This window comes from Micromonospora sp. NPDC049679 (assembly GCF_040659735.1).
Lineage (GTDB): Bacteria > Actinomycetota > Actinomycetes > Mycobacteriales > Micromonosporaceae > Micromonospora_I.
Window position 1 is genome coordinate 45,235 of record NZ_JBFANZ010000028.1, and the last position, 22,457, is coordinate 67,691.

Sequence of the window (22,457 nt, forward strand, 5' to 3'; positions counted from 1 at the left end):
GCCAGCCGGCGTTCAACCGCTGCCGCCGGCGCTCCTGATCACGCGATCCGCGCCCCCGCTAAACGCCCGGATCAACGTTTGACCGGCCCTTGCCGTGGCACTGGTGTGTGGAGCGCGTCAAACCGAACGGGGGACGGCGGTCATGGGCAGTTGCCGGGTGGCGCTGGTCGGGGCGGGAAATGTGGCCCAACGGCACGCCCGCGTGCTGGCCGGCTTCGACGACGTACGGATCGTCGGGGTGACCGACGTTCTCCCCGAGGCGGCGCGGAAGCTCGCCGAGACGCACGACGCCCCGGTCTTCCCCGATCATGCCGCGCTGCTCGCCGCCGAACCGGACGCCGTGTACGTGTGCGTCCCACCGTTCGCGCACGGGCCGGTCGAGGAGGCGCTGGTCGCCGCGGGGCTGCCGATGTTCGTGGAGAAGCCGCTGGCGGCGGATCTGGCCACCGCGGAGCGGATCGCCGACCGGGTGGCGCGCGGCGGGGTGCTCACCTCGGTCGGGCATCACTGGCGGTACCTGGAGATCGTGACGCGGGCGCGGGAGGTGCTCGACGGTCGTCAGGTGCGGTTGGTGAGCGGTGCCTGGCTGGACAAGGTGCCGCCGGTGGCCTGGTGGGTACGCCGGGACCGGTCCGGTGGGCCCGTGATCGAGCAGACGGCGCACGTGCTCGACCTCATCCGGTTGCTGGCCGGGGAGGTGACGGAGGTCTGCGCGGTCGGCGACGGTTCCCCGCCGGCGGTGGAGGAAGCCGACATCGACGCGGTCACCGCGGCCACGTTGCGCTTCGCCAGTGGCGCGGTGGGCACCCTCGCGTCCGCGTGCGTACTGGGGTGGAAGCACCGGGCCGGCCTGGAGGTGTACGCCGACGGACTGGCGATCGGGATCGGCGAGGACGCGCTGGTGGTGCGGGAAGGCGACCGGCAGCAGGCGGTGGCGGGCGACCCGGAGGCCGGGCGGGTGGCGGTGGACCGGGCGTTCATCGACGCGGTGCGCGGGATCGGCGCGGACATCCGCGCGCCGTATGGCGAGGCCCTGCGTACGCACCGGCTGGCCTGCGCCGTCGCGGCGTCGGCCGGGGCCGGGCGCCCGGTCGCGTTGGCGGCGACGGCGCATGCCTGACCGCGTGGTGGTGCTGCGGGGCCCGGGCGACGTGGCGATCCGGGAAGAGAACCCGGCGCCGCTGGGCGAGCGGCAGTTCCGGGTCCGCACCCTCTACAGCGGCATCTCCGCCGGCACCGAACTCAGCTACGTCAAGGGCACCAACCCCTATCTCGCGGCGCGCTTCGACACCGAACTCGGTCTCTTCCGCGACGGGGAGCCCTCCACGCGCTATCCGCTGGAACGTCTCGGTTACATGGAGGCGGGGCAGGTCGTGCAGAGCCGCAGCCCGGTGGTCGCCGAGGGCGTCACGGTGGCGATGGCGTACGGCCACCGCACGGGATATTCCGCGGATCCGCTGGTCGACCGGATCGTTCCGCTCCCTTCCGGGTTCGATCCGCTGCTCGGCGTCTTCGTCGCGCATATGGGCCCGATCTGCGCCAACGGACTGCTGCACGCCGCCGCCGACGTGCACGGCACGGACGTGCGTGGGCTCGGCGACGGGGTACGGGGACGGCGGGTCGCGGTCACCGGCGCGGGAGTGGTCGCCCTGCTGACGGCCCTGTTCGCGCGTCACCACGGGGCCGCCTCGGTGGTGGTTCTCGATCCGACGCCGCAGCGGCGTGCGGTCGCGTCCGCGCTCGGCCTCGACACGCTCGACCCGAACGCGGAGGACCCGGCGGTCGTGCTGAAGAGCCGCTGGCGGCACGGGGCCGACGACCGGGGCGCCGACGTGGTGTTCCAGTGCCGGGGACAGGCGTCGGCGCTGCACCTGGCGTTACGGCTGCTACGTCCGCAGGGGACCGTCGTGGATCTGGCGTTCTACCAGGACGGGGCGGACGCGGTCCGCCTCGGTGAGGAGTTCCACCACAACGGCCTGACGGTGCGGTGCGCGCAGATCGGCCGGGTGCCGCGCGGCCTGTCGCCCCTGTGGGACCGGGACCGGCTCTCGGCGGAGACCGTGGAGCTGCTGACCACGTACGGCCGGACGGTCCGTGAGCATCTGGTCTCCGCGGTCGTCCCGTTCGACGAGGCCCCGGCGCTACTGGCGGATCTCGCCGCCCGGCGCCGCCACGAACTCCAGGTCGTGCTCTCCTGCGAGAGCTGTCAGCTCCCGTAGATGGCGGCGATCTCCGGCGCCCTGGTCTGCTGGGCGACATCGCGCTTGACCTTGAACGTGGGGGTCAGCTCGTTCTTGGCTTCCGTGAAGTCGTCCGGCAGGATCCGGAAGGTCTTGATCTGCTCGGGGTGCGAGACCGTGCGGTTGGCGTCGTCGATAGCGGCCTGGATCTCGGCTCGCAACGGTGGGTCGTCGCGCAGGTCATCGACGGTGGTCATCGGTGGATGGCCATGTTCGGCCAGCCACTTGGGCCAGGCCGCTTGGTCGATCGTGACGAGGGCGGAGATGAACGGCCGCCGATCGCCGAGCACGACAACCTGGCTGACCAGCGGGTGCGCCCGGATCCGTTCCTCCAGCATCGCCGGCGCGACGTGCTTGCCGGCCGCCGTCACGATGATCTCCTTCTTCCGGCCGGTGACCTTCAGGAACCCGTCGCCGTCGAGTTCGCCGAGGTCCCCGCTGCGGAACCAGCCGTCGCTGAGCGCTTCGGCGGTCGCGTCCGGGTTGTTCCAGTAGCCCGGGAACACCACATCACCCTTGATGAGGATCTCGCCGTCGTCGTCGACGCGGATCGTCACTCCGGGCAGGGGACGTCCGACCGTGCCGATGCGGGTGCCGCTCGGTTGGTTCGCGGTGACGGCGGGAGAGGTCTCGGTCAGCCCGTACCCCTCGTAGATGGTGACCCCGGCGCCGCGGAAGAAGTGACCGAGTTGTGCGTTCAGCGGGGCCCCGCCGGCCATCGCGGTGCGACAGCGGTTGCCGAGGCCGGCGCGGAGCTTGCGGTAGACCAACCGGTCGAAGAGCAGGTGCTCCAGCCGCAGGCGCAGGCCCGGTCCGCCGCGCCGCTCCAGCGCCTCGCTGTAGGCCGTCGCGACCCGCTCGGCCCGCTCGAAGGTCTCCTCCCGGCCGTCCGCGCGGGCCTTCTGCACCGCCCCGCTGTGGATCTTCTCGAAGACGCGGGGCACCGCGAGCACGAACGTCGGCCGGAACGCCTGTAGCTCCTCGGTCAGCTTCTCCATGTCGGCGCTGTGCCCCAAGGTGGCGCGGGTCTGGACCGCGCCGAGCTGGATCAGCCGCGCGAACGCGTGCGCCAGCGGCAGGAAGAGCAGGGTGGAGGCTTCCTCGTTGAAGAGGTCGGGCAGCGCCGGGATCGCGTTGGTCACGTCGGATTGCAGGTTGCGGTGGGTGAGCATGCATCCCTTGGGCCGCCCGGTCGTGCCGCTGGTGTAGATGATCGTGGCGAGATCGCCGCCCTTGATCGCGCGGCGTCGCGCCTCGAGTTCGGCCGGATCGACCTGGCTGCCGTCGGTGGCCAGCCGATCGAGGTCGCCCGCCTCGATCTGCCAGATCCGCGTCAGGGCTGGCAGGCCGCCGCGGATGCCGTCCAGCAGCCCGGCGTGGTCCTTTGTTTCGACGACGCATGCCGTCGCGCCGGAATCGGAGAGAATCCAGGCCGTCTGGTCGGCGCTCGCGGTCTCGTAGATCGGCACGGTCACCGCGCCCGTCGACAAGATCGCGTAGTCGAGCACCGTCCACTCGTAGCGCGTCCTGCTCATCAGCCCGATCCGGGTGCCCGGCTCGATACCGGCGGCGATCAGGCCGCGAGCCGCTCCGACCACGTCGTCGCGGAACTGCCGGCACGTCACATGCGTCCACCCCGCGCTGTCACCCTTGCCGCCGTCCGGGGGACTGTCGCCGGGAGGGTGCCGGAGGAACTGCACGGTGTCGGGCGCGTGCTCGGCGTTTTCCCATACGGGATTGGTGAGGTTGGCCGTGTCGCCTACGGTGACGACCGCAGGTACGGAGAACTCGGGCATACCCGCACTCCCTCGCGCTCGGGCTGGCCAGTGGGTTCGTCGTCGCGCTAGCGGTCCGGCTCTCCAAAACTACCGCGCGCGTCCCGCCGGCCGACCGAAAAAGCCCATCCTCGGTTGGCCCCCAGCCCCGCCGGGAGCAGCTATCTCTCCGACCCCGAGAGCCCGACCTTCTCCAGCTCGCCGTCCGGCTCGAGGTCCGCGGTCGCCTGTCGGGCGCGGCGACGCAGCCACAGGGTGCTGCCGATGCCGCAGAGGACCGCCACCGCGAGGGCCGCCCAGGAGAGGTCCTTGAGCCAGCGCTCCGCGGCGCGGCCCACGTAGAAGAGCAGGTAGGTGGTGCCGAACGCCCAGACGACGCCGCCGGCGGCGTTGGCGATCAGAAACTTCCGGTACGGCACCCGCAGCGCGCCCGCGAGCGGCCCGGCGAGAATGCGCAGCAGCGCGACGAACCGCCCGAAGAACACCGCCCAGACGCCCCAGCGGGCGAACATCTGCTCGGCGCGGGTGAGGTGGGCGGGGCCGAGGTGGCGGGGAAAGCGACGACCGAGGCGTTCCAGCAGCGGACGTCCGCCGCGTCGGCCCACGATGTAGCCGATCGAGTCGCCGACGATCGCGCCCGCGGCGGCAACGCCGGCCACCCACTCCGGAGCGATCATCCCGGTCGAGGCGAGCAGGGCGGCGCTGACCAGGACGATCTCGCCGGGCAGCGGGATGCCCATGCTCTCGACCCCGATCACCAGTCCGACGAGCAGATAGATGTTGACCGGCGGAAGCGTCGCGAGCCAGGTCTCCACGAAGTGCACAGCGTCATCCCTTCACGTCCGGTAGCGAACCCTACCCGCCGTGGCTGGGCGCGGGGCCGGCCCGTCGTGGCACTCCGAGCACCCGGTGGACATCGCCTGACCTCGTCGGTCTTCAACGATGGAGGGGGTCATGCGTCCGTCGCCGCCTCATCCGTCTCGGTGACGTAGGCGAGGTGCGCGCTCGCGTGCGGGACGGCGTAGCGGTCGAGGCCGGTGCCGAAGACTTCCAGGTCCACCCAGGGGCCGCCGCGGGCGACCCCGAGCGCGAGGCGGCCATGGGAGAGACGCCGGCGAACCCGGCGGCTTCGGCGGCGAGCCCGTATTCGTGCGCGGCGGCGAGGGCCTGCGCGGGGGTCGCGCCGGGGAACTGCCCGGCGAGCAGGAAGAGGTGCACCGCCACCCGTTCCGCCCGCCGGGGTTCCGCGTCGACGTCAGCAGTCACGCAGCTCGGGGGACTGGTTGAGCAGTTGTCCACGCGGCGAGATGAAGCGGCGGTAGGCGTCGGTGTCGACGGCGGCGGGGCGGAAGGCGGCGACGCGGTGGCAGTTCTGGAAGGCCAGCTTCACGCCGAAGTGCCGCTCCAGCCCGGTCCGGATGGCGTCGCTGGCCAGCGCGCGCAGCAGTTGGCCGCGCTCGGCCTCGGTCGGCGGCGGGATGAGGTTGTCGGCGAAGTCGCCATCGGCCGAGTCGAGCTCGGTGACCACCTGGCTCCGGTCTGCCAGGCGTAGGGCAGCGAATCGCGGACGCACGCGATGAACGCCTCGTGGTCGACGGAACCGCGTTCGGCGGCCTCCAGCAGCGCGGTGGGGACGGTGAGAGACACGGTCCTCCTCGGATCGGAGTCGATATCGCCACCGCCGGAGGTGGCGCTCGGTGACCAATCCAGCGCATCACGATATGGTGATGATTATCAATATCGATCAGCCCGCCGGGTGGTCCCCGTCCGCCGTGGCGACCTCCGACGTGCTGCGCCAGTTGATCCAGTGGCAGGTCAGCGCCGTGTGGCGCCCTGGCCGCCGTTTGCGGCGCACCGGCCGGGGATCGCGTTTACGCTCGGCGTGATGGGACGGATGCGCGGCGTCCAGGAGCGGCCGGCAGGCCTGGTCTATCAGCCGGATCTGATCGACGCGGACGAAGAGCGCGCCCTGCTCGCGGTCCTCACCGCGCTCGAACTGCGCGACGTGGAGATGCACGGGCAGGTGGCCCGCCGCACGGTCCGGCACTTCGGCTTCGACTACGACTACGGATCGTTCCAGCTCACCCGCGCCGATGCCCTCCCGCCGACCCTGGAATGGGTGCGCGAGCGGTGCGCCACGCTCGTCGCGATCGAGGCCGAGCTGCTCGCCCAGGCGCTGGTCACCCGGTACCCGCCCGGAGCGGTCATCGGTTGGCACCGCGACGCGCCGGCCTTCGGCCCGACCGTCGTCGGGCTTTCCCTCGGGTCCCCGTGTCTGCTGCGCTTCCAGCGCCGGATGGGCGAGGAACGCCGGGTCTACGAGCTGCCCCTCGCCCCCCGCTCGGCGTACGTGCTCGGCGGCGCGTCGCGCTCCACGTGGCAGCACAGCATCCCGGCCGTCACCGACCTGCGGTACTCGATCACGTTCCGGATGCTGCGCGGCACGCCCCGCCCGTCGGTCTCGCCCACGGCCCCGCCCGGTGACCACCCGCCGCCCGACGGATCCGCGTTATGACCTGAATTACTCCGGCGCGCGACGGTGGGCATCCTCGCGTACGCCGCGCGGGGGAGCCGTCGCTGAAGCTGCCGTGTCGGCACGGACGCCAATGACCGCGTCGCGGCTCGACGCCACCGGGCGCCCCGATTTACGCCTCCGCCAGCGCCGCCTCGACCTCGTCGTCGCTGAGCTGCTCGAAGTCGTGGTACCAGGCGCCGACGGCGGAGAACCGCTCGGGTACGTGCACGCAGAGCACCGTGTCCGCCTCGCGCAACAGCAGCTGGGTGGCCTCCCTGGCGCAGACCGGAGCGGCGAACATCAACTGTCTCGGCCCCTTGGCGCGTACCTCGCGCAGCGCGGCCATCGCGGTGACCCCCGTGGCGAGTCCGTCGTCGGCGACGATGACGGTGCGGTCCGCGATCCGCGGCAGCTCACGATCGTGGCGGTAACGCCGTAGGCGGCGCCGCGCCTCCTCCCGCTCGCGCGCCACGTGCGGAACCAGATCCGACTCCGTCAGGCCGACCTGCCGCAGCACCGCCTCGTTGAACAGCGGCGGTCCGTCGGCGGTCACCGCCCCGATCCCGAACTCCGGCTGGTCCGGCAGCCCGATCTTGCGTGCCACGGCGATGTCCAGCTCGCCGTCCACCCGCGTCGCGATCTCCTGCCCGATCGGCAGACCACCGCGTGGGAGCGCCAGCACCAGCGGCCGGCCCGCGCCGTCGACCTCCTCGAGACGGGCGGCGACCTGCCGGGCGAGGGCTCGTCCGGCCTCCCGACGGTCCTGGAACGCCTCGAACTCGTCAGGTTGCATCTCTGCTGCCCTCTTCCCTGCGCCCGTCGCCGGAGACGCCCCGCCTACCCGCCGTGACGGCCCGCAAACCCGGGCTCCTGCTCGGTCGGCGCGAGCTGGACCCGGCGCAGCAGTTGAGCGTTGAGCGCCACCACGATGGTCGAGGCGGACATCAGCACGGCGGCGGCCGCCGGACTGAGTGCGATTTCAGCCCGGGCCAGCACCCCGGCGGCGAGCGGGAGCGCGACGACGTTGTATCCCGCGGCCCAGGCCAGATTCTGGATCATCTTGCGGTAGGCGGCCCGGGACAGGCGGATGATCGCGGTGACGCCGCGCGGGTCGGACGAGGCCAGGACCACCCCGGCGGACTCCATGGCGACGTCGGTGCCGGCGCCGATCGCGATCCCGACGGTGGCCCGGGCCAGGGCCGGAGCGTCGTTCACCCCGTCGCCGACCATTGCCACGAGCTGGCCGCGGGCCTGCAGCTCCGCGACGGTGTCGTCCTTGTCCGCCGGCAGCACCTCGGCGAACACCTCGTCCACGCCCGGCCGGAAGCCCAGCTGGGCGGCGACCGCCTCGGCGACCGGCCGGGCGTCACCGGTGATCATCGCGATCTTCCGCACCCCCTGCTGACGCAGCTGCGCGATCGCCTGTGCCGCTTCCGGCCGTACCTCGTCCTCCAGCGCGATCGCGCCGAGCACCCGTGCCGGGCCGTTTTCGTCCAGCCGCACCAGGTAGAGCACCGCCGCACCGCGCGCCGACCACTCGTGCGCGCGCGTCGTGAGCTCGTCAGGGCACTCGGCGCGCAGGTCACGCAGGAGGGACGGACCGCCGACCGCGTAGCCGGCGCCGTCGACCCTCGCCTGAACCCCGCGCCCCGGCAACGACCGGAAGTCGGTCGCCCCCGGTTCGCGCCCGGGCTCCCCGGCGGCGGTCACGATCGCCCGCGCGAGCGGATGCTCACTGTCGCCCTCCACCGCGCCGGCCAGCCGCAACAGCTCGTCCTCGGCGGTACCGGTGGCGGGCGCGACGGCGGTCACCCTGTGGGACCCCTTGGTGAGGGTGCCGGTCTTGTCGAAGAGCACGGCGTCGATCGTGCGCATCCGTTCCAGCGCGGTCCGGTCCCGGATCAGGACGCCGGCCCTGGCGGCCACGGCGGTGGAGAGCGCGACCACCAGTGGGATGGCCAGACCGAGGGCGTGCGGGCAGGCGATCACCAGCACCGTCACGGTACGGACGACGGCCTGGTTGAGGTCGCCGAGCGCCGACCAGACCACGAAGGTGACCACAGCGGTCGCGGTGGCGACGTAGAACAGCACGGCGGCGAACCGGTCGGCGAGGAGCTGGGCGCGCCCCCGGGACTGCTGCGCCTGGGCGACGAGCCGTTGGATGCCGGCCAGAGCGGTGTCCTCACCGACCGCGTCGACCTGAAGGCGGATCGCCGAATCCGTCGCCACGCTGCCGGTGACGACGCGATCGCCGACGCCCCGGGCGACCGGACGCGATTCCCCCGTGATCATCGATTGGTCGAGCTCCGCGGCGCCCTCGACGAGGTGGCCGTCCGCCGGCACCCGGGCGCCGGGACGGACCAGAACCACGTCACCGACGTGCAGGCCGCTCACCTGGACCCGCTCCACCCCACCGCCCGGGGTGACGCGTTCGGCCTCGTCGGGCAGGAGCGCGGCGAGCGCCGCCAGCGCGCCCTGCGCCTGACCGATCGCCTTCATCTCCTGCCAGTGTCCGAGCAGCATGATGGTGACCAGGGCGGCGAGCTCCCACCAGAAATCCAGCTGGAAAACCCGGAACGTGGTGGCGAGGGAGGCGAGGTAGGCCACCGAGATCGCCATGCCGATGAGCAGCATCATGCCCGGCGCCCGATCGCGCAGCTCCCGTACACCGCCGACCAGGAACGGCCGGCCACCGTAGAAGAACACGACGGAACCGAGGCCCGGTCCGATCCAGGACATGCCGGGAAAGCGCAGCGAGTAACCCAGCCGGTCCATCACCATGTGACTGGTGGCCACGATCGGCAGCGTCAGCGCCAGGCACAGCCAGAACCGCCGCCGGAACATCTCCGGGTCGTGCCCGGCATGCGTGTCGTGCCCCGGACTGCGGCGCATCTCCGTCGCCCCCTTCGGGCGGAGGGGTAATGGTCGGGCCACGGCAGCCAGTCGGGGCGCCCGGTCGCAGCCGGAGACGGTCCCACCATGGCGCGGGGTGTGAGCGTCCGCGCGTCAGCTCATGAGATGCATCGGCACGGCGGACCGGGGCCGCCCGTATGCCGGCTCGTCCGGCGGGTCCGGCAGTTGCCCTGCCGCGTGCCAGAGGCCGACCAACCACCGGGCCGCGTCCGGTCGCCCGCCGAAGAACCGCTTACTCGTGATCCACACCTGTCGCTGGCCCCCGTCGAGCAGGTTCCTGATCCGGCGCAGCCGAAGCCCCACCCCGTCGCGGAGCTCCGCGGGGCACCCCTGCAGCGCGGTCTCGGCTATCGACAGGGCCGATGCGGCGTCACGGAGGTAGAGGTAGGCAGAGGATCGGGGCATCCGCTGCCGGGAGAGGTCGACGCCGCCCACGAACTCCACCCCCGGCATCGTCAGCCTACGGAAGTCGTTGCCGCTGATGACGGTGCTGTCCCGACCGACGGCGCTGCGATGCTCGTCGGGCACCCGCCCCGAGATCAGTGAACTGCGCAGCACGCCGCTGAAGGTGCAGTCGATGAGGTCCACCGCCCCCCATCGCCAGTTGCGCAGCCGCACGTTCCGGAACGAGCAGCGGATGAAACGCGCGACCCCGGCGTGGATCCGGCCCAGTCGGACCCCCTCGAACACGCAGTCCGTGTATTCCGAGCGGTCGGCGCCGGCGGCCAGTTCCGCGTCGTCGACGCTGACGCCCTCGAACACGCAGTTGTCGAAGCGCGACCCGACCGCGGTGAAGGTCAGTAGTTTCGCGCCGGCGAACGACACCCCACGGAGGACCTCGTGATCGATGATCAACCACGGCTCATCGGTGGCGGTGCCGCGTAACGGTCGTGGTTGGCGCACCCGTCCTCCTCGTACACGGGGGTGCGGTACACAGCGTAGGCCGTCACGGTCGCCCGGGTGGCGGAGCGGGCGAAACTCGGCGGAAGCGGCCCGCGTCGGCGTCCGGGGTCGGCAGCGGGGTCGCTTGCGGGAGTACGCGCCGCGTGCCGCGCGTCAGCCGCCGGCCGTGGGGGTCGGCGGCCGTACCGGCATGATGAGCTCATGAGAGAGGTCATCATCGACGGGGACTCGATCCGGCTCGGGCAGTTCCTCAAGCTGATCGGGGTGATGGAGTCCGGTGGCGAGGCCAAGACGCGGATCGCGGCCGGCGAGATCCTGATCAACGGCGAGGTGGATGTGCGGCGTGGGCGGCAGTTGCGCCGCGGCGACGTGGTCACGGTGGACGGGGAGCGGATGCGTGTCGCGTGATCGGATGGCGCGCCGGGCCGCGAAGACGGCCGGTAGTGACACCACATGATCTACAAGCTGTTGCCGGCGACCGAGTGGTCCGCGGCGGAGGCGGCCGGTGGCTACGAGGGGTCCGCGGTGGACCGGCGGGACGGGTTCATCCATCTCTCGGGGCGGGAGCAGGTGGTGGAGACCGCCGCCCGACACTTCGCCGGGGAGACCGGACTGGTGCTGCTCACGGTCGACCCGGACCGGCTGGGGGAGGAGTTGCGCTGGGAGGAGTCGCGGGGCGGCGCCCTCTTCCCGCACATCTACGGGGCGCTGCCGGTCGCCGCCGTCGCGGCGGTGGATCTCCTGCCCGCGGACGTGCCGGTCCCTGACGCGGTCGCCGCGCTGGTCGCCCGGTAGGGCCACCGGTCGCGGGTGATCGCGAAGAGGCCCGCCGGACAGGCCGAGCCGGGCTCGTCGCGATCGCCGGCGTGCTGCGACCCGGGTGCGCCGGACCGGCGCGCTATCCGAGCAGGCGGGTCGGCAGCGGCAGGTCCGGCAGCGAGGACAGCAACGACGACGGCTCCGGTGCGGGCAGCAGCGTGGGAACGGGCAGCGCGGGCCCGTTCTCCGGGTTCACCCGCCGATCGGGGGCGGGCGCCTCCGGTGCGGGGGTGATCCTGGTGGTCGCGGGGGCGCCGCCGGGTACGGGTGGCGGCACGGCCCCGGGGGGCAGCGTGCCGACCGGGCCCGCGGGTGGCGCCGGTGTGGCGACGGGCGCCGGCGGTGTGGCGACGGGCAATGGCGGCGTCATGCCGGGCACGTCGCGCAGCACGGACTCCATATCGGTGCGGAGCCGGGTCGCCACGGCGGGGTCCCTGACCCGGGTCACGTGCGTCCGCGCCTCGTCGAGCAGGCGCCGGGCCGCGTCGAGCCGTCCCGCCAGCGCGGCCGCACGGGCCTGCTCGATCGCGTACTCGGCGGCGCGTACCTCGGCCTGCTGCGGATTCACCACCTTGGCGATCGGCCACAGTGGGCTGGTCGGTCCGGCATGGTTGCCGCCGAGCGCGAGTCCGGCGGCGATGACCACCGCGGCGGCGGCCCCGAGGAGTCGCCGTCCGATCCGGACGGACTGGGGCCGCGCGGGCAGCCGCGTCTCTTCGGCGACGGCGATGGCCGCCCGGATCAGCTCCGCGTCGCGTTCCGCGGACGGTTCGTCGGCGCTGATCTCGGCACGCCACGCCGCCAGCATCGCCGTCATGTCATCGCCGGCTGGCGCGTCGTCGCCGGGGTGGAGGGCACCCGCCGCGAGCGCGTCGAGCAGCAGGTCGTCGGCGGTGATCGTGGCCAGGTCGATCGACGGCTCTCGGCGCGTCGGCTGATTCTCACTCATGCCGCCACCTCGTCAAGTGTGTCGCCGGCCAGCGTACGGAGCCGGGCGAGGGCGCGGGACTGGGTGACCCGTACGGCGGCGGCCGACATGCCGACGACCGCCCCGACCTCGTCGGCGGGGAGGCCGACCGCGACGCGCAGGATGATGATCTCCCGCTGGGTTGCCGTGAGGTGACCGAGCAGGACGGAGAGGCGCCGGGCGAGGTCGGTGGCGAGGGCCTGCTGTTCGGGCCCGGGAGCGGCATCCGGGCGTTCCAGATACGTGTCGGTGGGGGTGACCGCGGAGTCGCGGATCGCGGCCCGCTGCGCGTCGGCGACCTTGTGCGCCGCGATGCCGTAGACGAACGCGGAGAACGGGCTGCCCTGTTCGCGATAGCGGGGGAGCGCCCGGAACACCGCCAGGCAGACCTCCTGCGCGACGTCGTCCGCCGTCGTGTACGCGCCGCCGATCCGCCCCAACCGCGCCCGGCAGTACCGGACCAGCCCGGGACGGATCTCGACGAGCAACGCGGCCGTCGCGGCCGGGTCGCGCTGGGCGGCCCGGCGGACGAGGTCTGGCTCGACAGCTGCGGTCATGACTTTGAGGCACACCTTCGTTACCGGCGGGTTAATCGCACCGTATCGGTGTCCGTGGCATTTCACCAGTGCACTCTTAGTGATCATGTGATCACGCAAAAACATTGTTACGCCGGACCGTCCAACCGCGATGTCTCTTGCAACGACAGCGGGCAGGAGGAGCCGGTGGGTGTCGAGGTACGGGTCGACGGGCTGACGAAGTCCTTCGGTGGCCAGCCGGTCTGGGCGGACGTGAGCCTGACCCTGCCGGCCGGCGAGATCTCGGTCCTGCTCGGCCCCTCCGGGACCGGCAAGTCCGTGTTTCTCAAGACCCTCGTCGGACTGCTCAAACCGGACCGGGGTTCGATCGTGATCGAGAACCAGGATCTGCCCCGCCTCTCCGAGCGCGCCCTGTACGAGGTCCGCAAGCTGTTCGGGGTGCTGTTCCAGGACGGCGCGCTCTTCGGCTCGATGAACATCTACGACAACGTGGCGTTCCCGCTGCGCGAGCACACGAAGAAGTCCGAGTCGAAGATCAAGAGCATCGTGTACCAGAAGCTCGACATGGTCGGGCTGGTCGGCGCGGAGGAGAAGCTCCCCGGGCAGATCTCCGGCGGCATGCGCAAACGCGCCGGTCTGGCCCGCGCCCTCGTGCTGGACCCCGAGATCATCCTCTTCGACGAGCCCGACTCCGGTCTGGACCCGGTCCGCACCGCCTACCTCAACCAGCTCATCATCGACCTCAACCAGCAGACCGACGCGACGTTCCTGATCGTCACGCACGACATCAACACCGCCCGGACCGTGCCGGACAACATCGGCCTGATCTACCACGGCCACCTGGCGATGTTCGGGCCGCGGGAGATGCTGCTGTCGAGCACCGAACCGGTCGTCCGGCAGTTCCTCAACGCGCAGCGCGTCGGCCCGATCGGGATGGCCGAGGAGAAGGACGCCGAAGAGCTGCAGGCCGAGGCGGCGTCCGGAGTGGAGTTGCCGCCGCTGCCCCCGATCCCGCCGCAGCTGCGCCCCTCGGACGGCCGGCGGCGTCGCCGCGAGCGCGTGGCCGGCGAATGGTGCTGGCAGAACGGGGTCACGCCGCCGCCGGGGTCGTTCGGGCACCAGACGCCCGCGGGGGTTGCCCGGTGAGCGCGAGGAGTGAGCGTGCGGCCGTTCCGCCGCTCGCGGCGGCTGAGGCACGGGCAGTCACGAACGAAACGGTGGCGCCATGAGCGGGCGGGTGGCGGCGGGTCTCGGGCAGGCAGGGACGTTCTTCGCGTTCTGCCTGGATGCGCTGCGCGGCCTGGGCCGTCGACCGTTCCAGGTGCGCGAGTTCGTGCAGCAGGCCTGGTTCATCAGCTCGGTGTCGATCCTGCCGGCCGCGCTCGTCTCGATCCCGTTCGGCGCGGTCATCGCGCTGCAGCTCGGCTCGCTGGTCCGGCAGCTCGGCGCGCAGTCGTTCACCGGCGCGGCCTCGGTGCTCGCGGTGGTCCGGGAGGCCGGCCCGATCGTGACCGCGCTGATCATCGCGGGGGCGGGCGGCTCGGCGATCTGCGCGGACCTGGGCTCCCGGAAGATCCGCGAGGAGCTGGACGCGATGGAGGTGCTCGGCATCGACCCGATCCACCGCCTCGTGGTGCCCCGGGTGGTCGCCACGATGCTGGTCGCGATCCTGCTCAACGGCCTGGTCAACGTCGTCGGTGTCTCCGGCGGCTACTTCTTCAACGTGGTGATGCAGGGCGGCACGCCCGGCGCCTATCTCGCGAGCTTCCAGGCGTTGGGACAGTTGCCGGATCTCGTGGTGGGAGAGATCAAGGCGTTGCTCTTCGGTGCGGTCGCCGCGTTGGTGGCCTCGTACAAGGGGATGACGGCCCGCGGCGGCCCGAAGGGCGTGGGCGACGCGGTCAACCAGAGCGTGGTCATCACCTTCATGCTGCTGTTCGCGATCAACTTCGTCATCACCGCCGTGTACTTCCAGGTCGTGCCGCAGAAGGGGACGTGAGATGGCGGTGCTGAGATTCCTGGACGCGATGGGCGAGCAGCTCTCCTTCTACCTGCGTGCGTTCGCCTGGGCGCCGCGCACGGTGCGCCGCTACAAACGCGAGGTGGTGCGGCTGCTCGCCGAGGTGAGCTTCGGCTCGGGGGCGCTCGCCATGGCCGGTGGCACGGTCGGGGTGATCTGTTTCCTGACCTTCTTCACCGGCACCGAGGTCGGTCTCCAGGGCTACCAGGCGCTCAACCAGATCGGCAGCAGCGCGTTCACCGGCTTCATCTCGGCCTACTTCAACACCCGCGAGATCTCGCCGCTGGTGGCGGCGCTGGCGTTGTCGGCCACCGTCGGATGCGGGTTCACCGCCCAACTCGGCGCGATGCGCATCTCAGAGGAGGTCGACGCGCTCGAGGTGATGGGAATCCCGTCGCTGCCGTTCCTCGTCACCACCCGGATGATCGCCGGATTCATCGCGGTCATCCCGCTGTACGTGGTCGGCCTGCTCGCCAGCTATCTGGCCACCCGGACCATCGCGGTCGTCTACTTCGGACAATCAGCCGGCACGTACGACTACTACTTCCACCTCTTCCTGCCCCCGGTCGACGTGCTGTGGTCCTTCGCCAAGGTGTTGGTCTTCAGCGTGATCGTGGTGCTGGTGCACTGCTACTACGGCTACACCGCCAGCGGCGGACCGGCCGGCGTCGGCGTGGCGGTCGGCCGTGCCGTACGGCTGGCGATCGTCGCGGTCAACGTCGTCGACTTCTTCCTGTCGCTGGCCATCTGGGGCGCGACCACCACTGTCCGGATCGCGGGGTGAGCATGAGGCATCGCATTCTCGGCATCGTCTTCGTCGCACTGCTCACGGCGGCGCTGACCGCCTCCGTGCTGCAGTACCGTCGGGCCTTCACCCCGGTCGCCTGGGTCACACTGCGCGCCGACCGCGCCGGCCTGCAGCTCAGCGACGGGGCCGAGGTGAAGGTACGTGGCGTCATCGTCGGTGACGTCCGCTCGGTCAACAGCGACGGTCGCGGCGCGCGGCTGCGGTTGGCGCTCGACCCCGCGCTGATTCCGCAGATCCCGGCCGACGTCACCGCGCGACTGCTGCCGAAGACGCTCTTCGGCGAGCGGTACGTCGAGCTCGTCCCGGGGTCGGGGAGCACGGGCCGGCCGATCCGCGACGGCGCGGTCATCACCCAGGATCGCAGCCGCACGGCCGTCGAGCTCGAACGCGTCTTCGACGAGGCGCTGCCGCTGCTGCAGGCGATCCAACCCGACAAGCTCGCCGCGACGCTGGCCGCGCTCGCCGCAGCCGTCGAGGGGCGCGGTGACCAGCTCGGGGCGAACCTGGTGCGGCTCAACGACTATCTGCGCGAGCTCAACCCGGCGATGCCGACCATCGCGGAGGACGTCCGCAAGCTCGCCGCCGTGCTCGACAGCTACGACAGCGCGCTGCCGGAACTGCTCGCCCTGCTGCGCGACGTCACCGTCACCGCCCGTACGGTCACCGACCAGCGCACGCAGCTCGCCGCGTTCCTCGCCGAGACGACCGACGCGGCCGACGTGACCCGCGGCTTCCTCAACCGGCACGGCGACCAGATCATCCAACTCGGTTCGGTGAGCCGCCCGGTGCTGCAGCTGCTGGCCGCGTACGCCCCCGAGTACCCGTGCCTGATGCGCGGTCTGGTGACCCTGCAACCGCGCGTCGAGGAGGTCTTCGCCGGTGGCCGGATGCGGATCACCTTGGAGGTGACCAAGGACGGCGGCAAGTACGAGCGGGGCCGCGACGAGCCCGTCTACGGCGCGAAGAACGGCCCGGACTGCCGGCACCTGCCCGGCCCGCCGGTCCCCGCGCCGGAGCTACCGATCAACGACGGGTACGACTACGGCGCGGCGCGGCCGGCCGTGAAGCTCCCGGTCGGGGTGGTGCCCGCCGTGCCGGCGGGGGCGCCTCTGCCGGCGATGGGTTACGCGGCCACGAACGAGGAGAAGGCACTGGTCAAACCACTGGTGGGGGCCGTGACCGGTATACCTCCGGTGGAGGTCCCGGACATCGCGGTCCTGCTCTGGGGCCCGCTGCTGCGTGGAGCGGTGGTGAACGTGCCATGACCGGGAAGACGATCGCACCCCTGATCAAGCTGATGGTCTTCGCCGCGGTGACGCTGCTGCTGACCGGGCTGCTCGCGCAGACTCTCGGCTCGCTCGGCTCCGGCGGCGTCACCTACCGTGCCCGGTTCACCGACGTCACCGGGTTGCTCCCCGGCGACGACGTGCGCATCGCCGGGGTCCGGGTGGGGCAGGTCAGCCGCATCCGGGTGGTGGACAACGCCCTCGCCGAGGTGGCCTTCACGGTCGAGCCCGAGGTGCCGCTGGCAACCAGCGTCCGCGCCAAGATCCGGTACCGCAACCTGGTGGGTCAGCGGTACGTGGCGCTGAGCGAGGGGCCGGGGGATGGACGGTCGTTGCGGGCGAACGCGCTGATCCCGCTCGCCCAGACCACCCCCGCGCTGGACCTGACCGCGCTCTTCAACGGGTTCCGTCCGCTCTTCACCGCGCTGACGCCCGGCGACGTCAACAAGCTGGCGTACGAGATCATCCAGGTGCTGCAGGGCGAGGGGGGCACGGTCGCCAGCCTGCTGCAGCGCACCGCGTCGCTGACCAACACGCTCGCCGACCGGGACGCGGTCATCGGCCGGGTCATCACCAACCTCAACAGCGTCCTGGCGACCCTGGCCACCCGGGACAAGAACCTCGACCAGACGATCAGCCAGCTCCAGCAGTTCGTCTCGGGTCTGGCCGGCGACCGCACCGCGATCGGTGACGCCCTGACCAACCTCGGCGACCTCACCGGGGCGACCGCGTCGCTGCTGCGCGACGCCCGACCGGCGCTCGCCGCCGACGTGCGCGCCCTGGACGGCCTCGCCGCCACGCTCAACCGCAACTCGGCCGTGATCGACGGGACGCTCGGGCGGCTGCCGCAGCGGTATGAGGCGCTGACCCGGGTCGCCTCGTACGGGTCCTGGTTCAACTTCTACCTCTGCGACTTCGACGGTCGGGTCGTGGCCGGCGGGCAATCGCTGAACCCTGCCACGTTCAGCGCGCCGGCCGCCCGCTGCGGTGCGGGAGGTGCCCGGTGAAGCCGTTCCGGGAACGCAATCCGGTCGTCATCGGCGCGATCGGCCTGGCGGTGCTCGCGGGAGTGGTGTTCGCCGCCTTCCAGCTCGATCAGGTGGCGGCGCTGACCGGCCGGTCGTACCAGGCGGCCTTCCGGGACGCGAGCGGCCTGACGTCCGGCAACGAGGTGCGGGTCGCCGGGGTGCGGGTCGGCAAGGTGACCGGGGTGGAACTCGCCCGCGGCGGGGAGCCGTACGTGCGGGTGCGGTTCCGCCTCGACGACGACGATGTGCGGCTGGGGCGGGAGACCGGCGCGACCATCCGGATCAAGACGGTGCTGGGCCAGAAGTATCTGGCGTTGACGCCGACCGGGGCGGGGCGGATGCGCGAGGGGGCGCAGATCCCGCTCAGCCGCACGGCGTCACCGTTCGACGTGATGCAGGCGGTCACCGGGCTGGCCGACACCATCGACCAGATCGACACGACCCAGCTCGCCGCCGCGTTCACCACGCTGTCGCAGACCTTCGCTGACACACCGGCGAGCGTCAACTCGTCGCTGGCCGGGCTCTCCCGACTGTCCCGGACGATCGCCGGACGCGACGCCGAGCTGCGCGCGCTGCTCGCCCGGGCGCGCACCGTGACCGGCGTGCTCGCCACCCGCGACGAGGAGTTCCGCAAGCTCGTCGCCGACGGGGACGCGTTGCTGGGCGAGGTGAGCCGACGCCGCGACGCCATCCACAACCTGCTGGTCGGGACGGACGAGTTGGCGAGGCAGCTCTCCGGACTGGTCGCCGAGAACCGCGCCCAGCTGCAGCCGGCGCTGCGGCAGCTGCGCGAGGTCGTCGCCATCCTGCAGCGCAACCGCGACAACCTGGAGAAGACCATCCAGCGCATGGCGCCGTTCGTCACCGCGTTCGCCAACGTCGTGGGCAACGGCCGCTGGTTCGACTCGTACGTCGACGGGCTGCTGCAGCCCTTCCAGCCGACCACGGGAGGTCGCTGATGCCCGGTCCGAAGCGGCGGTGGCGGCGTCGGGTCGCCGCCGGGACGGCGCTGCTGCTCGCCGCGGCGACCGGCGGCGTGCTGTGGCGGCACGGCACGCCGCAGCGGGAGCTCGTGGCGTACTTCGACCGCGCGGTCGGCGTGCACGCCGGCTCCGACGTGCGGGTGCTGGGCGTGCGGATCGGCGAGGTCGTGGCCGTGGTTCCGCAGGGGCGCACGGTGCGGGTGGCGATGCGCTACGACCCGGGGGTCGACATCCCGGCCGACGCGCAGGCGCTCATCGTCCCGCCCAGCGTGGTCAGCGACCGGTACGTGCAGCTCACCCCCGCGTATTCGGGTGGGGCCGCACTGGCCGACCGCGCCGAGCTGCCGGTGGGCCGGACGGCGTCGCCGATGGAGATCGACGACATCTACCGGGCGCTCGACGAGTTCAACCGGGCGCTGGGACCGCAGGGGGCGAACTCCGACGGGGCGCTCTCCGACCTGGTCGCGACCGGCCGGGCCAACCTGGCGGGGAACGGCGCCGCGCTGCACGACGCGCTGGGTGGGCTGTCCCAGGCGCTCACGACGCTCGCCGACGGCCGGCAGGATCTCTTCGGCTCCGTCGCCAACCTGCAGCGGTTCACCACCGCGCTGGCCCGCAGCGACCAGCAGGTGCGCAGCTTCAACCAGCAGCTCGCCGGCGTGGCGGAGCAGCTCGCCGGGGAGCGTGACGAACTGGCCGCCGCGCTGCGCAACCTCGCCACCGCCCTGGCCGACGTGACCACGTTCGTCAAACAGAACCGCGGCGCGCTCACGTCCAACGTGGACGCGTTGGCGGACATCACCGGAGTGCTGGTCCGGCAACAGAAGGCCGTCATCGACATCCTGGACGTAGCCCCGTTGACCCTGTCCAATCTCAACCTCTCCTACAACCCCCGATCGGGCACGCTGGACACCCGCGACAACGCGATGGGCCCGTACGATCCGGCCAGTTTCGTCTGCTCGCTGATGGTGGACCTGCTTCCGGCGGCGCAGGTGCCGGCCAAGTGCCTCGCACTGGCGCAGACGCTGCACGCGAAGCGCCTGCCGATGACCGACCAGCTGCGCAAGCTGCTCAAGCTGCCGCCCGGCACCCCCGCGGCCGGTACGGTCCCACCGGATGACGCCGCGCCGCCGTCCGCGCCGGGCGTGTCCGGAATGGCGCCCGCTCCGGCGCCGGCCGGTGCCGTCGATCCCACGCTCGGCGGCATTCTGCGGGGCCGGTCATGAGGGGCCGGATCCGGCGCGTACTGGGCTGCACCGCCGTGGTGGTGCTGATCCCCACCGGCTGCGGTCTGCCCAACCTGGCCGACCTGCCGCTGCCCGGCGGGGCTCCCTCCGGCGTGGGCTACGAGATCAACGTCGAGTTCACCGACGTGCTCGATCTGGTGCCGCAGGCCGCCGTCAAGGTCGACGACGTCACCGTGGGCAGCGTGGAGAAGATCTCGCTCTCCGGGTGGACGGCGCGGACCCGGCTGCGCATCGACCGGAAGGTCCGCCTCCCGGCCAACGCGACCGCGGCGGTGCGGCAGAGCAGTCTGCTGGGGGAGAAGTACGTGGCGCTGGCAGCGCCGTCGGGCGGGGCGGCGCGGGCTCAACTCGCCGACGGCGACGTCATCCCGTTGTCACGCACGAAGCGGGGCGCGGAGGTGGAGGAAGTGCTGGCCGCCCTCGGGCTGCTGCTCAACGGCGGCGGCCTCGCCCAGCTCAAGACGATCAACCAGGAGTTGGCGACGGCGCTCGACGGGCGCGAGACGGCGGCCCGCGACGCGCTGCACCAGTTGGACGCCTTCATCGGTGGTCTGGACCAGCAGAAGGCGGATCTGGTCCGGGCCGTCGAGGCGCTGGACCGGCTGACCGGCAACCTCGCTCGGCAGCGGCAGGTCATCGGCGACGCGGTCGACGCGCTCGCCCCCGGCCTCACCGTCCTGGCCGATCAGCGCGCCCAACTGACCAGCGCGCTGATCGCCCTCGGTGAACTGGGACGGGTCGGCACGCAGGTCGTGAACCGGAGCCGGGACGACACGGTCGCCAGTGTGCGGGCGCTGCAACCGATCCTCGAACAGCTGGTGCGTGCCGGCGACGACCTGCCGAAGTCGCTGGACTTCATGCTCTCGTACCCGTTCCCGCCGAACGCCGACGGCGCCATCGTCGGCGATTTCATGAACCTCGCCGTCACCGCCGACCTGGACGCGGCGTCGATCCTGGCGAACCTGGTGGCCGCCGCGCCGCCGCCGGTCCGCGCCGCGCCGCCACAGCGGGCCACGCCGACGCTTCCCCAGCTTCCCCCGGTGGGGGGTCTCGTCCCGGGCCTCCCCGAGCTGCCGACGAAGTGTCTGCCGAAGCCCGGCGTGTTCCCACCGAAGTGGACGCCGCCGAAGGACTGCCTGCTGCCGCCCGGCTGCGTGCTGCTCAAGCCCGGCTCGCCGGTTCCGCCGGGCGGGCTGGTGCCACCCAAGGGCGTCGTGCCGCCCGGCACGCTTCTCCCGCCCGGCACCGCGCTGCCGCCGGGCGCCGTCCTGTCGCCCGAGTGTCTGCCCCCACCGCCGACCGGCGCGGTGACCGGGCAGATCGGCGGCCTGCCCGACGTGCTGGGGGGAGGGCTCCGCCCATGATCGAACGTACGACGAAACTGAAGGTGCTCGCGTTTCTGGTGGTGAGCATCCTCGGGGTGAGCTATGTCGGGGTGCGTTACGTCGGCCTCGGTGACCGCCTGCTCGGCGGCGGCTATGTGGTCCACGTCGACCTCGCCCGGGCCGGCGGCATCTTCCCGAACGCCCCGGTCACCTACCGCGGTGTGTCCGTCGGGCGGGTCGGCGCGGTCAGCCTGCGGGGCGACGGGGTCCGCGCCGATCTGCGGCTGGGGCGGGGGGTCCGCGTGCCGAGTGACCTACGGGCCGTGGTGTCGCAGCGCTCGGCCGTCGGCGAGCAGTACCTGGACCTGCGACCGGAGCGTGAGGAGGGGCCGTACCTGCGCGACGGGTCGGTGATCCCCCGTGACCGCACCGGGGTGCCGCTCGCGCCGGAGACGCTGCTGGCCAACCTGGACGCCCTGGTCCGCTCCGTGAATCCCGCCGACCTGACCGTGCTGATCACGGAACTCGGCACCGCGTTCGAGGGGAACGAGCTGGCGTTGGGGCGGATCCTCGACGCCGGCGACGCGCTGCTCGCCGACGCGACCGCGACGCTGCCCGAGACGCTCGCGCTGATCCGCGACGGTCGTACCGTGCTCACCACGCAGGCCGAGTCCGCCGAGGCGCTGCGCCGATGGTCGGCGGGGCTCGCCCAACTCGCCGAGACGGTCCGCGCGGCCGACCCGGACCTGCGCCGGCTGCTCGCCGCCGGACCGCCGGCCGGCGCCGAACTGGTCGCGCTGCTGCGCGGCCTGGACCCGTCGATCGGCACGCTGCTCGGCAACCTCGTCACCGTCAACGGCATCGCCGCGCGGCGGCTGCCCGGCATCGAGCAGATGCTCGTCGTGTACCCGATGGCCGTCGCGGGGGGCTTCACGGTCACCCCCGGCGATGGCACCGTCCACCTCGGCCTGGTGGTCAACGCGAGCGATCCGCCGGCCTGCGTCTACCGCACCGCCCAGGGCTGCGCGGCGAGCGACGAGGCGCGCGGATCGGGGGTGCGCGGCGCGCAGAACGCGCCGCGGCCGGGGGGCG

The 22,457-nt window shown here is 72.2% G+C and carries 22 protein-coding genes and 1 pseudogene; 15 read left to right on the top strand and 8 right to left on the bottom strand.

All coding sequences use genetic code 11. The features are described 5' to 3' along the window. Positions 1–142 precede the first annotated feature (142 nt). Positions 143–1,120: a Gfo/Idh/MocA family oxidoreductase gene (locus tag AB0J06_RS18715; protein WP_357430113.1), complete on the top strand. Its 978-nt coding sequence runs from the start codon at positions 143–145 to the stop codon at positions 1,118–1,120. Beyond that, on the top strand, positions 1,113–2,219 hold the full coding sequence (locus AB0J06_RS18720; RefSeq protein ID WP_357430115.1) for a zinc-binding alcohol dehydrogenase: 1,107 nt from the start codon (positions 1,113–1,115) through the stop codon (positions 2,217–2,219). Before AB0J06_RS18715 ends, AB0J06_RS18720 begins: the two co-directional genes overlap by 8 nt. Here the strand turns inward: AB0J06_RS18720 and AB0J06_RS18725 are convergent. From AB0J06_RS18725 to AB0J06_RS18735, 3 genes and pseudogenes are all read right to left on the bottom strand, one after another. Then, positions 2,207–4,036 carry a long-chain fatty acid--CoA ligase gene (locus AB0J06_RS18725; protein WP_357430117.1) on the bottom strand — a complete coding sequence of 610 codons (1,830 nt, stop codon included), beginning with the start codon at positions 4,034–4,036 and terminating at the stop codon, positions 2,207–2,209. The two genes, AB0J06_RS18720 and AB0J06_RS18725, sit on opposite strands and share 13 nt — an antisense overlap. Before the next feature lie 140 nt (positions 4,037–4,176). Beyond that, positions 4,177–4,839: a DedA family protein gene (locus AB0J06_RS18730; protein ID WP_357430119.1), complete on the bottom strand. Its 663-nt coding sequence runs from the start codon at positions 4,837–4,839 to the stop codon at positions 4,177–4,179. Between the two features lie 431 nt (positions 4,840–5,270). Further along, positions 5,271–5,662: pseudogene (locus AB0J06_RS18735) on the bottom strand (SCO5389 family protein). 50 nt (positions 5,663–5,712) lie between these two features. Between AB0J06_RS18735 and AB0J06_RS18740 the strand changes: the two are divergent. Together AB0J06_RS18740 and AB0J06_RS18745 are read left to right on the top strand one after the other, a co-directional pair. Beyond that, positions 5,713–5,901, top strand: a complete 189-nt coding sequence (locus AB0J06_RS18740; protein ID WP_357430121.1) for a hypothetical protein — start codon at positions 5,713–5,715, stop codon at positions 5,899–5,901. After that, the gene (locus tag AB0J06_RS18745) at positions 5,901–6,530 is read left to right on the top strand and encodes an alpha-ketoglutarate-dependent dioxygenase AlkB (protein ID WP_357430123.1); all 630 of its coding nucleotides are present in this window, start codon (positions 5,901–5,903) and stop codon (positions 6,528–6,530) included. Before AB0J06_RS18740 ends, AB0J06_RS18745 begins: the two co-directional genes overlap by 1 nt. Positions 6,531–6,660: 130 nt before the next feature. Here AB0J06_RS18745 and AB0J06_RS18750 read toward each other — a convergent pair whose 3' ends face one another. The 3 genes from AB0J06_RS18750 to AB0J06_RS18760 all read right to left on the bottom strand — a co-directional run bounded on the left by AB0J06_RS18750 (position 6,661) and on the right by AB0J06_RS18760 (position 10,346). Further along, positions 6,661–7,323, bottom strand: coding sequence for a phosphoribosyltransferase family protein (locus tag AB0J06_RS18750; RefSeq protein WP_357430125.1), 663 nt, complete (start codon positions 7,321–7,323; stop codon positions 6,661–6,663). Positions 7,324–7,367: 44 nt separating this feature from the next. Then, entirely contained in the window at positions 7,368–9,422 is a 2,055-nt protein-coding gene (locus AB0J06_RS18755; RefSeq protein ID WP_357430127.1) for a heavy metal translocating P-type ATPase, read from the bottom strand. Positions 9,423–9,536: 114 nt separating this feature from the next. Next, the gene (locus AB0J06_RS18760) at positions 9,537–10,346 is read right to left on the bottom strand and encodes a hypothetical protein (protein WP_357430129.1); all 810 of its coding nucleotides are present in this window, start codon (positions 10,344–10,346) and stop codon (positions 9,537–9,539) included. Positions 10,347–10,547: 201 nt separating this feature from the next. On the opposite strand from AB0J06_RS18760, the gene AB0J06_RS18765 reads away from it, so the two are divergent. Together AB0J06_RS18765 and AB0J06_RS18770 are read left to right on the top strand one after the other, a co-directional pair. Further along, positions 10,548–10,754 (top strand): RNA-binding S4 domain-containing protein, encoded by a 207-nt coding sequence (locus tag AB0J06_RS18765; RefSeq protein ID WP_357430131.1) that lies wholly within the window; start codon positions 10,548–10,550, stop codon positions 10,752–10,754. Positions 10,755–10,799: 45 nt separating this feature from the next. Next, positions 10,800–11,141 (top strand): DUF952 domain-containing protein, encoded by a 342-nt coding sequence (locus AB0J06_RS18770; RefSeq protein WP_357430133.1) that lies wholly within the window; start codon positions 10,800–10,802, stop codon positions 11,139–11,141. 103 nt (positions 11,142–11,244) lie between these two features. Here AB0J06_RS18770 and AB0J06_RS18775 read toward each other — a convergent pair whose 3' ends face one another. Continuing rightward, complete coding sequence (locus AB0J06_RS18775) at positions 11,245–12,114, bottom strand: anti-sigma-D factor RsdA (RefSeq protein ID WP_357430135.1); 870 nt, start codon at positions 12,112–12,114, stop codon at positions 11,245–11,247. Next, a complete protein-coding gene (shbA, locus tag AB0J06_RS18780) occupies positions 12,111–12,689 on the bottom strand; it encodes an RNA polymerase sigma factor ShbA (protein ID WP_357430137.1) in 579 nt (192 codons plus the stop codon). The genes AB0J06_RS18775 and shbA overlap by 4 nt, the downstream gene beginning before the upstream one ends. Before the next feature lie 165 nt (positions 12,690–12,854). Here shbA and AB0J06_RS18785 point away from each other — a divergent pair, with 165 nt between their 5' ends. The 9 genes from AB0J06_RS18785 to AB0J06_RS18825 form a co-directional block, all read left to right on the top strand. Further along, the gene (locus AB0J06_RS18785; RefSeq protein WP_357430139.1) at positions 12,855–13,814 is read left to right on the top strand and encodes an ABC transporter ATP-binding protein; all 960 of its coding nucleotides are present in this window, start codon (positions 12,855–12,857) and stop codon (positions 13,812–13,814) included. A 79-nt stretch (positions 13,815–13,893) separates the two neighbouring features. Beyond that, positions 13,894–14,667: an ABC transporter permease gene (locus AB0J06_RS18790; protein WP_357430141.1), complete on the top strand. Its 774-nt coding sequence runs from the start codon at positions 13,894–13,896 to the stop codon at positions 14,665–14,667. A 1-nt stretch (position 14,668) separates the two neighbouring features. After that, positions 14,669–15,472, top strand: a complete 804-nt coding sequence (locus AB0J06_RS18795) for an ABC transporter permease (RefSeq protein ID WP_357430143.1) — start codon at positions 14,669–14,671, stop codon at positions 15,470–15,472. A 2-nt stretch (positions 15,473–15,474) separates the two neighbouring features. After that, complete coding sequence (locus AB0J06_RS18800) at positions 15,475–16,761, top strand: MCE family protein (protein ID WP_357430145.1); 1,287 nt, start codon at positions 15,475–15,477, stop codon at positions 16,759–16,761. After that, positions 16,758–17,789 (top strand): MCE family protein, encoded by a 1,032-nt coding sequence (locus AB0J06_RS18805; protein WP_357430147.1) that lies wholly within the window; start codon positions 16,758–16,760, stop codon positions 17,787–17,789. Before AB0J06_RS18800 ends, AB0J06_RS18805 begins: the two co-directional genes overlap by 4 nt. Next, the gene (locus tag AB0J06_RS18810; protein WP_357430149.1) at positions 17,786–18,769 is read left to right on the top strand and encodes an MCE family protein; all 984 of its coding nucleotides are present in this window, start codon (positions 17,786–17,788) and stop codon (positions 18,767–18,769) included. Before AB0J06_RS18805 ends, AB0J06_RS18810 begins: the two co-directional genes overlap by 4 nt. After that, entirely contained in the window at positions 18,769–20,019 is a 1,251-nt protein-coding gene (locus AB0J06_RS18815) for an MCE family protein (protein ID WP_357430151.1), read from the top strand. Before AB0J06_RS18810 ends, AB0J06_RS18815 begins: the two co-directional genes overlap by 1 nt. Further along, entirely contained in the window at positions 20,016–21,404 is a 1,389-nt protein-coding gene (locus AB0J06_RS18820) for an MCE family protein (RefSeq protein ID WP_357430153.1), read from the top strand. The genes AB0J06_RS18815 and AB0J06_RS18820 overlap by 4 nt, the downstream gene beginning before the upstream one ends. After that, positions 21,401–22,457, top strand: a 1,057-nt coding sequence (locus AB0J06_RS18825) for an MCE family protein (RefSeq protein ID WP_357430155.1), incomplete at its 3' end; no start/stop codon positions are given. The genes AB0J06_RS18820 and AB0J06_RS18825, both read left to right, overlap by 4 nt.

Bases quoted from the DNA above. Each gene is read 5' to 3' on its own strand.
- AB0J06_RS18765 (WP_357430131.1), top strand. From the start codon at position 10,548: ATGAGAGAGGTCATCATCGACGGGGACTCGATCCGGCTCGGGCAGTTC.
- AB0J06_RS18820 (WP_357430153.1), top strand. From the start codon at position 20,016: ATGAGGGGCCGGATCCGGCGCGTACTGGGCTGCACCGCCGTGGTGGTG.
- shbA (WP_357430137.1), bottom strand. From the start codon at position 12,689: ATGACCGCAGCTGTCGAGCCAGACCTCGTCCGCCGGGCCGCCCAGCGC.
- AB0J06_RS18790 (WP_357430141.1), top strand. From the start codon at position 13,894: ATGAGCGGGCGGGTGGCGGCGGGTCTCGGGCAGGCAGGGACGTTCTTC.
- AB0J06_RS18745 (WP_357430123.1), top strand. From the start codon at position 5,901: ATGGGACGGATGCGCGGCGTCCAGGAGCGGCCGGCAGGCCTGGTCTAT.
- AB0J06_RS18715 (WP_357430113.1), top strand. From the start codon at position 143: ATGGGCAGTTGCCGGGTGGCGCTGGTCGGGGCGGGAAATGTGGCCCAA.
- AB0J06_RS18755 (WP_357430127.1), bottom strand. From the start codon at position 9,422: ATGCGCCGCAGTCCGGGGCACGACACGCATGCCGGGCACGACCCGGAG.
- AB0J06_RS18720 (WP_357430115.1), top strand. From the start codon at position 1,113: ATGCCTGACCGCGTGGTGGTGCTGCGGGGCCCGGGCGACGTGGCGATC.
- AB0J06_RS18775 (WP_357430135.1), bottom strand. From the start codon at position 12,114: ATGAGTGAGAATCAGCCGACGCGCCGAGAGCCGTCGATCGACCTGGCC.
- AB0J06_RS18770 (WP_357430133.1), top strand. From the start codon at position 10,800: ATGATCTACAAGCTGTTGCCGGCGACCGAGTGGTCCGCGGCGGAGGCG.
- AB0J06_RS18815 (WP_357430151.1), top strand. From the start codon at position 18,769: ATGCCCGGTCCGAAGCGGCGGTGGCGGCGTCGGGTCGCCGCCGGGACG.
- AB0J06_RS18800 (WP_357430145.1), top strand. From the start codon at position 15,475: ATGAGGCATCGCATTCTCGGCATCGTCTTCGTCGCACTGCTCACGGCG.
- AB0J06_RS18805 (WP_357430147.1), top strand. From the start codon at position 16,758: ATGACCGGGAAGACGATCGCACCCCTGATCAAGCTGATGGTCTTCGCC.
- AB0J06_RS18795 (WP_357430143.1), top strand. From the start codon at position 14,669: ATGGCGGTGCTGAGATTCCTGGACGCGATGGGCGAGCAGCTCTCCTTC.
- AB0J06_RS18725 (WP_357430117.1), bottom strand. From the start codon at position 4,036: ATGCCCGAGTTCTCCGTACCTGCGGTCGTCACCGTAGGCGACACGGCC.
- AB0J06_RS18750 (WP_357430125.1), bottom strand. From the start codon at position 7,323: ATGCAACCTGACGAGTTCGAGGCGTTCCAGGACCGTCGGGAGGCCGGA.